Origin of the sequence: Corynebacterium sp. NML 120412 (assembly GCF_002285155.1) — a bacterium.
In the GTDB taxonomy this organism is placed as follows: Bacteria; Actinomycetota; Actinomycetes; order Mycobacteriales; family Mycobacteriaceae; genus Corynebacterium; species Corynebacterium gottingense.
The window spans coordinates 94044-105901 of sequence record NZ_NSGL01000004.1 but is presented as its reverse complement, the minus strand read 5'-3'; the positions used below and the strand labels follow the sequence as shown (position 1 = coordinate 105901).

Below are 11858 nucleotides of genomic sequence, written 5' to 3'. Positions count from 1 at the left end.
GAGACTCTCACAGGTGAGGATTTACGGACATGTTCGTGAAGTTGGATCGGAAGAACCAGTCGGAGGCTGCTACCAGTGAGCTTCTGCGGGTGGTGGAGGAAGTCAATCCTGAATTGGCAAACATGCTTGATCCGGATGCGAGCATGAGTCTGTTCGACCAACTCAAAGCGCGTGCAAGTCGGACTGAGCTCAATGCGATTCGTGAGGGGGTCCGTCCACTGGCGGAGCGATCGTTTGATGATCCACTAGCTCGCTATCTCTTTGGATATTTTCCTGGACTCGGGGTGAAAAACCCCGACATTAGCTATGTGGTTGATGAGATGGAGCGGCTCAAAGACGAGGAAATGGGCCCTGAGCTGGATGCGGTACTGAATTTCGATCTGACCATTTTGTGTGAGGTGATGTCGGCATCCAATATTGACCAACTCGACAGGCTGCTCCGGATTGAGTCAGACACGATCGCAGGGCAACAATCCGTGGTGATCCAAACAGGGGTGCGGAAAAAGTTCTTTCGTGAAGCGCCGCAGCTGCAATGGCTGGCGGCATCGCGCTTCCGGGACAGAAATAAGTACCTCGATGGTGCCCTCGACCGAATGCTGTCTGCTTCTGATAACAACAGCGTTGCTGGGGTTTCGACCGAGTCGGAGCCGCTGGCTGATGACGTAGTGAGTGGTCCCCTTCCGATCTATGTTTCGGTGCCAGCAGGGGAGTATTCGTCGCTTCTTTCCGCTGATGCGGAGACTCGTGTGGACGCGATGTTCGACGTGATGGAGGAAGAGACTTACCCGGTTGCAGATATCGACAAGCTGCACGCGGCGACGCACCGGGTGCTGGTCGAACTTGTCGGTGAAGATGCTGCGACGGCGATTGTGTATGGGGGTGCGGATTTGGATCCGCAGCAGGAAACGGACGGTCTGCGGGGGAACGACCCCGGTGACGTCGATAAGCTTTCGTCCTTGCTTGCTGATGTCGACCTCGGGACGTTGGAAGATTCCTTGGCGGTGGGAGAGTTGGCAGGGATTTACGCCGCAGCGGCGAAGCGCGGAGACGCTATCGCAGTGCTGATGAACTAGCGGGCGTATTGCCTGCTGCACACACAACACATCCCCCGCCCGATCGTCGCAACGACCGTGCAGGGGATTGCTGTGGGCTGCCTAAGCCCCACTACAAGGGACTAGTTTTCATCCTCCTCGTTCTTCTTTGCGTTCTTCTGCGCGGACGACTCTTGTGCGGACGAACCTTGTGCCTTGCCGCCTTCGCCGCCGCCAATCTTGGAGCTCAGGCCGTCGTACTCAGGCGCGCAGGCCTGGGCAATCTGGTCAGCGATGAGCAGACCGAGTGCGGTGAGCGCCAGAGCCGCGGCTGCGGTGCCGAGCTCGCGGGCCGGGAAGTTCGGTCCAAGCACGGACTGTGCCGCCTGGGCGAACTGCTCGTCGAAGATACCCAGCTGCTGCTGGATCTGCGTGTTCACCTGCTCGATAGCCTTGCCAGCCTCGGCGCGGAACTCCTCGAGACCCGGGATAGTCACCTGGGTAGCCACACCCAGCGGGATCAGGAGCAGGAGCGGGATGCCGACGCCCGCGAGACCGGCGATGCAGCGATCGCTCAGTTCCGAGGAACCAGTGGTCGTGCCCTGCGACTCCGAGGAAACCTTGATGACCACGACGCGGTCGCCATCCTTGGTCTCGACGACGTAGGTGCCTTCGGCCCAGTCCTTCGGGACAGTGATGGTGATGTTGCCATCAGCGTCCTTGCCCGGGTTGAGCTCGGAGATGTCCTTGATGGTGCCATCCGGGTAGCGGATCTGCAGATCCTTCGGATCGATGTCGCCACCAACGGTGACGGTATCGCCCGGCTTGACCTCAACGGTCGCACCGTTGGACACCTGCGGCGGAACCTGCACAGGGACGGTGATCGTTTCGTTCGAACCATCCGGGTAGGTCACCACGACGGGGATGTCGTAGCTTCCGCCCTTGGCGTCCTTGTCCGGGTTTACCGTCACCTTGCCGGTGCCCGGGTGGACGGTCACCTTGCCCGGGAAGGTGTGCTTACCGGGTGCGAAGGTGGTGTCCTTCGGAAGATCGGAGCCGTCCTCGTTCTTCGGGCCCTCAATAACAGTGTCCTGTTCGCGAGGCGTCGTGGTGCGGTCGCCACCGTAGGTGGGATCGTGCGCGTCGCTATCCTGCGGGTCCTTGCCATCGGTGTCGTTGCCGCCGGTGTTTCCGCCGGGGGTCGTGCCGGTATTGCCGCCGTCGCCGGGCTTATCGGAACCGCCCGAGGTGGTACCGACGGTGAAGATCGGAGACAGTGTCTCACTGGAACCATCCGGGTAGGAAACGATGACCGGGATGGTCACCTCGGTGCCGTTCGGAGTGTTCGCAGGCGCCTTGATGGTGAAGTCACCGGTGTCAGCGTCACCATCCAGGGTCCAGCCGGACGGGAACTTCGGGAAGACGAACGTCGTGCCTTCCGGCAGCTCGCGGTCGCCGTTCTGCTCGAACTTGACCGGGGTTTCGGCCGGACCGCGCTGGTTCTCGTAGCCAGGGTTGTTGTTGTCAGCCTGGGAAGTCGAGTCCTCGCTGCCCTTACCGTTGTCGCCGCCCTTACCGTCGTCCTTGTCGTCGTCTCCGCTGTCAGCCGGGATGACCTCGACGGGGACTTCAACGGTGTCGGTGGTGCCGTCCGGGTAGGTCACCTCCACGACGACAGTGTGCTTGCCGGGCTTTGCGTCCTCGTCCGGGGTGACAATGATTTCGCCGGTGCCCGGATCGACCTCGACCTTGCCAGGGAAATCGTCGTCCTTGTGCTCGAACTTGGTGTCATCCGGAAGCGCAGAACCGTCCGGGTTACGCGGTGCGTCGACGGTCTCGGTGTCACCGGGTTCGACCTTGGTGTCGCCGTCGTACACCGGCTCGTTGTCCGTTGCGTCATCGGAAGTGCCAACAACCTCGAACGGTGCGTTGACGGTCTCGCGGGAGCCATCCGGGTAGACCACGCTGACCGGAATAGACACTGCCGTACCCGGCAGAGCGGACTCGGGCGGGGTGACCGTGAAGTCGCCGTTCTCGTTCGGCTCACCGAAGGTCCAGCCAGCCGGTGCCTTCGGCAGGACGAACTTGGTGCCCTCTGGGAGCTCACGGTCGCCATCCTGCTTCAGCTCGGTCGCGGTACCCGCCGGACCGGACCCGGGGGAGTACGCCGGATCGTTGTCTACAGCGTCGGTAGAGCCGTTGTCCTTACCGTCATCCGAACCGTCGCCGGAGCCATCATCGGAACCGTCATCCGAACCGTCGCCGGAGCCATCATCGGATCCGTCATCCGAACCGTCGCCGGAGCCATCATCGGATCCGTCATCCGAACCGTCGCCGGAGCCATCGTCCGAACCGTCACCGGAACCGTTGTCGCTGCCGCCGTTGTCCGGCGGGGTGATGGTGGTGTCATCCGGGATGCGGACTGGAAGGTCGATGGTTTCCTCGGTGCCGTCCGGGTAGGTGATGTCAACCGGGATGGTGTAGTCGCCCGGGGTGGCGTCCTCGTCAGGCGTGAGCGTGACCTCACCGGTGCCCGGGTCGACGGTGACCTTGCCCGGGAAGTCCGAATCGTCAGAGTCGCCCTGCTCGAAGGTCGTGTCCTCCGGCAGCGAGGAGCCGTCCGGGTTCGTGGGGGCGTCGACAAGCGTCTCCTCGCCTCGCGGAGCCTCGGTGTCCTCGTAGGAGGGGTCGTTGCCGCTTGCGTCGTTGGTCACCACGAAGACAGCCTCGGTGTCGTCGATGGTGCCGTCCGGGTAGGTGAAGCGGACCGGGATGGTCACGCGGGTGCCGGAGAACGCGTCCTTATCCGGGGTGACGGTGAAGTCGCCGGCCGCGTTCGGCTCGCCGAAGGTCCAGCCCTCCGGGGCATCTGCGACCGTGACCTTGGTACCCTTAGGCAGCTCGCGGTCGCCGTTCTGGGAAACCTTGGTCTCCTTGCCAGCCGCGCCCTCGGTGGTGCCGTAGCTCGGGTCGTTGTCAGCAGCCTGGTCGGAGGAGCCGGTATCGCCGCCGTCGCCGTTGTCCTTGGGGTCCTCGGGGACGGTGACAGTGACGGTAGTGGTCTCTTCGGAGCCATCCGGGTAGGTGACCTCGACCGGGATCTCGTAGTCGCCCGGGGTTGCATCGTCGTCAGGAGTGACGGTGACCTTACCGGTGCCCGGGTCGACCTCGACCTTGCCCGGGAAGTCGTTCTCGCCCGGCTTGAACGTGGTGTCCTCCGGAAGCTCGGAGCCGTCCGGGTTCTTCGGCGAATCGATCTCGGTGGGCTCGCCCTTCGGGGTCTCCGTGTCTTCGTAACGCGGGTCGTTCGTGTCCTTATCCAGCGGCAGGACGGTGAACGGCGCGGTGACGGTGTCCTGTGAGCCGTCCGGGTAGGTCACCAGGACGGGGATGTCGACCTTGCCCGGGCGAGCGTTCTTCGCCGGGGTGACGGTGAAGTCGCCGTTTTCATCCGGCTCGGACGCGGTCCAGCCGTTCGGCAGGGTCGGGGTAAAGGTGCTGCCCTTCGGCAGGTCCTGGGTTTGGTCAACCTTCGTGCCCACGCCCGGCTTGCCCTGTGCGGGCTGGTAGTACGGGTCGAAGTTCTCCGCATCGGACTTGTCCGGATCCTCGGTCGCGTTGTCGCGGGCCGGGACGGTGACCTCAACGTCGACCGTATCGGTGGTGCCGTCCGGGTAGGTGACCTTGACCGGAATGTCGTAGTCGCCCTCGCGAGCGCCGTTGTCCGGGTTGACCGTGACCTTGCCGGTACCCGGGTCGACCGTTACCTTGCCCGGGAAGCCCGGGAGCTGCTCACCGTTCGGGCCGGTGACCGGCTTAGTCGGGTGCTGCTCGAAGGTGGTGTCGCCAGGAAGGTCGGAGCCGTCCGTGTTCTTCGGGCCGTCGATGACGGTGTCGGTCCCGCGCGGCGTTTCGACGCGGCCGCCATAGGTCGGATCGTTCGCGTCGTTATCAGCCTCGCGATCGGGCTGGCCCGGGGTGACCGTGTGGCTGGAGCCGTCAGCGTTTGTAGCCAACGCGAAGTTCACGTTGGTCCAGTTGCCGCCACCGTCGCGGTGCGGGGCGGTGGCAACGTTCGCATTGTTGCCCAGGTGCTTCTGGCCAGGCACGTGGCCGTTATGCGCCCAGTCGGTGTCGGCAAGGGAGCGCTGTGCGTGGCCCGACTCGGTGTAGACGTCATTGCCCACCGGTGCGCGGAACTCAGAGGTGTTCCAGGACGACAGGTTTGTCTTGATGTTGTGGTCTGCGTCCTCGACCCACATGTAGACGTAGTCCGCGTGACGGGCCTGGTCGAAGGACGAGCGCAGCATGTAGGTGCCATCCGCCTTCACCGGTGCGGAGTAGACGGTGAAGTTCTCGGGATGCGCACGGACGTAGTCTGCCGTTCGCTTGATACGGCCCTGGATGTCGGCTGTCGTGCGGTTACCGGTGGTGTTTGTATCGCGACGGATCGCATCCAGCGCCTGGTACGCCTCGTCGTTCGGTACCGCCTGGTAGACAGTGTGTCCCTCGGCCGGGGTGTCCGTGCCGTCGAAAAGCACACCATTGTCCACGTTGATGTTGTACTGGTCCTTGGCCCACACGTTCTCCGTGTTGGTGCCCTTCATAGAGTCGTTCCATACCCGGCCGGAGTACGTACGCTTGACGGCCTTATCCGGGGTTTCGGAGAGCTGGCTCTTCAGGGTATTCGACGCGGGGGAGACCTGGTAGACCTTGACCACCGTCTCACCCCACGTGGGGCCGCGACGGTCGTTGACTGCCACTGGGTGGATGGACCAGTTGAGGTTGCGGGAATCTTCGACGCTGCCGCTGTACCATGCGCCACCCGGGGTCGCGCGTACGACGGAGAACGGCTCGTTGATGTGCGGGTTGATCGCCGAGTTGTTCTCGCCGATCAGCAGCTGGACGTCAGCGGAGCCATCCTTCCAGGTGCCTGCAGCCAGCTTCGGGGAGCCGTCCTTGAACTCGAAGGCGTAGACCGTGTTGCCAAAGTCATCCGTGTGTGTCGTCGCCTTGTGGATGCGAGACATCTTCCCGCCACCGGTGTCGTAGCGCATGTACATGTCCGCGCCCTCCGGAACCGGGGTGTCGCTCCATGGGTTGCGCATATCGTCGACCTCCATGGTGCCACGGTCAGCGTAGGAGAGGTAGCCCCACACCACGTTGCGTTTTCCGTCGAGGACGCCCTTGTTCACGCGGTCAGTCGGCGTGATGGCATCCGCTTCGACGATGTTGGCGGGGTCCCAGTCGCTCGCGCTCGGTGCCTCGGCGGCGTGAGCCACGTTGGCAATTGCTGCGTGAGGGCCAACTACTGGAAGCGCTTGCGATCCGACGGCGATGGCCATCGAGGCTGCAAGCATTGTCATGCCGCGGCGACGGCCTCTCTTATGGGGTTGGGCAGGTGGGTAAGCCATCATATTCTCCTTAGCGTTTTCTGACGGTTTGGCACGATATTCTAAGTGAGTCTCAGGAAGCTGGAAATGGCTTTGGGGTGCCTGGGGGTGATTCGGCGACGCCAGTACGCGAAAAGGCGGTATAAATGTGTCCCTACTCACTATGTATGCGTCCAAGCTTATATCCGGGCCGTGTGAATTGCGGGGGTGATCAGGGGGGGGTAATAGTTTTCAAACACTAACCAGTAGGCCGGAAAGGGTAATTTACCTGCCGCAAAGGGTATAGAGGTACGTATTTGTATCCGCGCAAAAGGGGGAGGTGGGCGTGAAGCATTGCAAAGCGGGTGCGAAACGCGCGAATGTCCTTACATATGCTGAGCCGAAGCTGTGTGCAAAAATCTTGCATTCTGAGATACCGGGGGCGCAACGCCTCGTTCGCTGAGGATGTTACGTGGTCATGCCCGCCCGCAGGGGAGCCCGAGCTGTGTCCACTACACTTTGGCCCATGCTGCCTAAATCCAGGATTCTCTCCGCGCTCCTCGTGGGTCTCGGCATCGCGCTCGTGGTTGCCGGCCTGCTCGCGCCGCGCTTCCTGCTTGGCGACGCCCGCCTGCCCCTCGACCTCGCGCACACCACCTGGACGCTTCGCGACGACGACGGCACACGCGAAGGCGAGCCTGCCCCCGTGACCCGCCAGCTCCATATGGAGGTACAGGACCCCTCGAATGACGACGTGGCGAGCGTGCGCATCGGCGATACCTTGCGTGCCGGCACGGCCGGTTCGGACTTTGACAACCTCGTTACCGCGTCCACCTGGTCGATGGTGCTGGACCGTGCCACCGGCCAGGTGGCCTTGCCTGCGCAGGTGTCCAGCCAGATGGCGATGCCTGCGACGGAGGTGCCCGTGGACGGGCCCTGGCTGAAGCTGCCGTCCGACGTGCAGCAGCAGGACTACAACGTGTTCGACCCGCAGCTGCGGGGGAGTGCGCCCGCGCAGTTTGCCGGCGAGGAAGAGATCGGCGGCCGCACTGTGTATACCTTTACCCAGCACATCGAGCCGACGAACTTAGCGCTGCGCTACGCCGACGCCCTGAACGCCAGCACCGTCGAGGTCGGCGAAGGCGAGGATGCTGACAGCGTGCGCACCTTCCGCAACTACGCTGCGGACCGCGAAATTCAGGTCGACCAGGTCACCGGTCTTGTGGTTGGCATGAGAGAAAAGGTCGACATCTTCTACGCCGACGACAACGGCGAGCACCCCACCAACGTCATTACCTACGACGCCGCGATGTCGCCGGAGGATACCGAGGCGATGGTGGCCCAGCTCTCCCGCGTGGTGCCGCAATCCGTATCGCAAAAGGTGACGTGGGGTACCATCGCGCTCGGCGCGCTTGTCGCCCTGTTTGGCCTGGTCGGCGCGTTCCGTCCCGGCCGCGCCCGCTAGCCGGGTGTCGCGGGGTTGCCGAGTTAGCAACCTCTGGTGGTAGGCTTCCCCGCAGCGACGTCACCGGTGAGGTTTCCGGTGCAGGAGCAAGCTTATCGACGGCACCGCTTTCGCTCCGACGACGCGCAGGCGACACGGGGGTGTGTCTGCTCTTTACAAAGCGTGCACTGTGCTATAGGCTAAGTCGTTGCGCTGGAAGCCGTCTCCAGTGAAGTGCGCGAGCCTTGCATGAGGCGCCCGTCGGAAAGCCTGTGTGAGCAGGGGGTATGTCGAAGGGTGCTGATTTGACAAGGTGATTTTGTCATCTCTGGGGGCGGGTCTTCCGAAGCAGACCGAAATGCTAACTTACCCAGCGGAAATGCCGGTTGTTTACAGAGCCAGAGTAAATAGCGTGGCGTCCGCCCTAGGTGCTGGAAGGACCCAACTTGGCAGTCTCAAACCAGACCATGTCAATGGCTGATATTCCCGGGGCCCCCGAACGTTACTCGTTCGCCAAGATCGCTGAGCCGATCACCGTCCCGGGTCTTCTTGATGTACAGCTTGAATCTTTTGCGTGGCTCGTCGGTACGCCTGAGTGGCGCACCCGCGAGCAGGAGCTGCGCGGCGAGGACGCCCGCGTGGCCAGCGGCCTGGAGGACATCCTGGAGGAGATCTCTCCGATCCAGGACTACTCCGGCAACATGAGCCTGACGCTGTCCGAGCCGCGCTTCGAAGATGCGAAGTACACCATCGAGGAAGCAAAAGAGAAGGACATTAACTACTCCGCGCCGCTCTACGTGACGGCGGAGTTTATTAATAACGATACGCAGGAGATTAAGTCCCAGACCGTCTTTATTGGCGACTTCCCGCTGATGACGGACAAGGGCACCTTTATTGTCAACGGCACCGAGCGTGTCGTCGTCTCCCAGCTCGTGCGCTCCCCGGGCGTCTACTTTGACGAGACGATTGATAAGTCCACCGAGCGTCCGCTGCACGCCGTGAAGGTGATCCCTTCCCGTGGTGCGTGGCTGGAGTTCGACGTGGACAAGCGCGACACCGTAGGTGTGCGCATTGACCGTAAGCGTCGTCAGCCGGTGACCGTCCTGCTGAAGGCGCTCGGCTGGACCGAGGAGCAGATCAAGGAGCGCTTCGGCTTCTCCGAGCTCATGATGTCCACGCTGGAGAACGACGGCGTGGCCAACATGGACGAGGCCTTGCTGGAGATCTACCGCAAGCAGCGCCCGGGCGAGCAGCCGACCCGCGACCTCGCGCAGTCCCTGCTGGAGAACTCCTTCTTCCGCCCCAAGCGCTACGACCTGGCCCGCGTTGGCCGCTACAAGGTCAACCGCAAGCTGGGTCTCGGCGGCGATCACGATGGCCTGATGACGCTGACTGAGGAAGACATCGCCACCACGCTCGAGTACCTCGTGCGCCTGCACGCTGGCGAGACCGAGATGACCTCCCCGTCCGGCGAGCTCATCCCGATCAACACCGACGACATCGACCACTTTGGTAACCGTCGCCTGCGCACCGTTGGCGAGCTGATCCAGAACCAGGTCCGCGTCGGCCTCTCCCGCATGGAGCGCGTCGTGCGCGAGCGCATGACCACCCAGGACGCGGAGTCCATCACGCCGACCTCTCTGATTAACGTGCGTCCGGTCTCCGCTGCGATCCGCGAGTTCTTCGGTACCTCGCAGCTCTCGCAGTTCATGGACCAGAACAACTCCCTGTCCGGCCTGACGCACAAGCGTCGTCTGTCCGCGCTGGGTCCGGGCGGCCTGTCGCGTGAGCGCGCCGGCATCGAGGTCCGAGACGTGCACCCGTCCCACTACGGCCGCATGTGCCCGATTGAGACTCCTGAGGGCCCGAACATTGGCCTGATCGGCGCGCTCGCGTCCTACGCGCGCGTCAACCCGTTCGGCTTCATCGAGACCCCGTACCGCAAGGTCAACGACGGCAAGCTCACGGACCAGATCGACTACCTCACGGCCGACGAGGAGGACCGCTACGCGATTGCGCAGGCGGCCACCCCGATGACCAAGGACGGCGAGCTGACCGGTGAGCGCATCGAGGTCCGCCTCAAGGACGGCGACATCGGCGTCGTCGGCCCGCAAGGCGTTGACTACCTCGACATCTCGCCGCGCCAGATGGTCTCCGTGGCAACGGCGATGATCCCGTTCCTCGAGCACGACGACGCGAACCGCGCCCTCATGGGTGCGAACATGCAGAAGCAGGCTGTGCCGCTGCTGCGCTCCGAGGCTGCGTACGTGGCCACCGGCATGGAGCAGCGCGCTGCTTACGACGCTGGCGATACCGTCATCTCCCCGCTCTCCGGTGTCATCGAGACCGTGACCGGTGACTACATCACCGTGCTGGGCGACGACGGCACTCGCGACACCCAGCAGCTGCGTACCTTCCACCGCACCAACCAGGGCACCTGCTACAACCAAACCCCGATCGTGTCTGCTGGTCAGCGCGTCGAGGCTGGCCAGGTGATCGCGGACGGCCCGGGCACGAAGAACGGCGAGATGGCACTCGGCCGCAACCTGCTCGTCGCCTTCATGCCGTGGGAAGGCCACAACTACGAGGACGCAATCATCCTCAACCAGCGCGTGGTGGAGGAGGACATCCTCACCTCCGTGCACATCGAGGAGCACGAGATTGACGCCCGCGACACCAAGCTCGGTGCCGAGGAAATCACCCGCGAGATCCCGAACGTGTCCGAGGACGTGCTCAAGGACCTCGACGAGCGCGGCGTGATCCGCATCGGTGCTGACGTGCGCGACGGCGACATCCTCGTGGGTAAGGTCACCCCGAAGGGCGAGACCGAGCTGACCCCGGAGGAGCGCCTGCTGCGCGCCATCTTCGGCGAGAAGGCCCGCGAGGTCCGCGACACTTCCCTGAAGGTGCCGCACGGTGAGACCGGCAAGGTCATCGCGGTCCGCCGCTTCTCCCGCGAGGACGACGACGATCTGTCCGCAGGCGTGAACGAGATGATCCGCGTCTACGTCGCGCAGAAACGCAAGATCCAGGACGGCGACAAGATGGCAGGCCGCCACGGCAACAAGGGCGTTGTGGGCAAGATCCTGCCGACGGAGGACATGCCGTTCATGGAGGACGGCACCCCGGTGGACATCATCCTGAACACGCACGGCGTGCCGCGTCGTATGAACATCGGTCAGGTCCTCGAGGTGCACCTGGGCTGGCTGGCCAAGGCCGGCTGGACCGTGAACCCGGACGACCCGAAGAACGCCGCGCTGCTGGAGACCCTGCCGGAGCACCTTTACGACGTCCCGCCGGAGTCGCTGACCGCAACGCCGGTATTCGACGGCGCGTCCAACGAGGAGATCGCAGGACTGTTGGCAAACACCAAGCCGAACCGCGACGGTGACGTGATGGTCGACGGCCAGGGCAAGACCCGTCTCTACGACGGTCGCTCCGGCGAGCCGTACAAGTACCCGATCTCCGTCGGCTACATGTACATGCTCAAGCTGCACCACCTTGTGGACGAGAAGATCCACGCCCGTTCCACCGGTCCGTACTCCATGATTACGCAGCAGCCGCTGGGCGGTAAGGCCCAGTTCGGTGGCCAGCGCTTCGGCGAGATGGAGGTGTGGGCAATGCAGGCGTACGGCGCTGCCTACACCCTGCAGGAGCTGTTGACCATCAAGTCGGACGACGTGGTCGGCCGCGTGAAGGTCTACGAGGCGATTGTGAAGGGCGACAACATCCCGGATCCGGGTATCCCGGAGTCCTTCAAGGTGTTGCTCAAGGAGCTGCAGTCTCTGTGCCTCAACGTTGAGGTGCTCTCCACGGACGGCAGCGCCATGGAGCTCGACGGCGACGACGATGAGTTTGACCAGGCCGGTTCCTCGCTGGGCATCAACCTCTCGCGCGACGAGGGGTCAGCGGCGGATACCGTCTAGGCGCCAGGTGGGCGTCGATAAGCACTTGTGCTTGCGGCGCCCTGAATGAAACGAGAAGAAACTATCCACACGCAATCCTCCCCAG

Annotated in this window: 4 protein-coding genes; 3 read left to right on the top strand and 1 reads right to left on the bottom strand. The window is 63.3% G+C overall.

Annotation, left to right across the window (positions count from 1 at the left end):
* The first annotated feature begins 29 nt into the window (after nt 1-29).
* Nucleotides 30-1073, top strand: a complete 1044-nt coding sequence (locus CKJ84_RS09790; protein ID WP_095546819.1) for a DUF1877 family protein — start codon at nt 30-32, stop codon at nt 1071-1073.
* A 101-nt stretch (nt 1074-1174) separates the two neighbouring features.
* On the opposite strand, the gene CKJ84_RS09785 is transcribed toward CKJ84_RS09790, so the two are convergent.
* Nucleotides 1175-6397, bottom strand: coding sequence for a Rib/alpha-like domain-containing protein (locus CKJ84_RS09785; RefSeq protein ID WP_158221695.1), 5223 nt, complete (start codon nt 6395-6397; stop codon nt 1175-1177).
* 532 nt (nt 6398-6929) lie between these two features.
* Here CKJ84_RS09785 and CKJ84_RS09780 point away from each other — a divergent pair.
* Entirely contained in the window at nt 6930-7868 is a 939-nt protein-coding gene (locus CKJ84_RS09780; RefSeq protein WP_095546817.1) for a DUF3068 domain-containing protein, read from the top strand.
* A gap of 407 nt (nt 7869-8275) precedes the next feature.
* A complete protein-coding gene (locus tag CKJ84_RS09775; RefSeq protein WP_095535276.1) occupies nt 8276-11773 on the top strand; it encodes a DNA-directed RNA polymerase subunit beta in 3498 nt (1165 codons plus the stop codon).
* The last annotated feature ends 85 nt before the right edge of the window (nt 11774-11858 follow it).

Bases quoted from the DNA above. Each gene is read 5' to 3' on its own strand.
- CKJ84_RS09790 (WP_095546819.1), top strand. From the start codon at position 30: ATGTTCGTGAAGTTGGATCGGAAGAACCAGTCGGAGGCTGCTACCAGT.
- CKJ84_RS09780 (WP_095546817.1), top strand. From the start codon at position 6,930: ATGCTGCCTAAATCCAGGATTCTCTCCGCGCTCCTCGTGGGTCTCGGC.
- CKJ84_RS09785 (WP_158221695.1), bottom strand. From the start codon at position 6,397: ATGACAATGCTTGCAGCCTCGATGGCCATCGCCGTCGGATCGCAAGCG.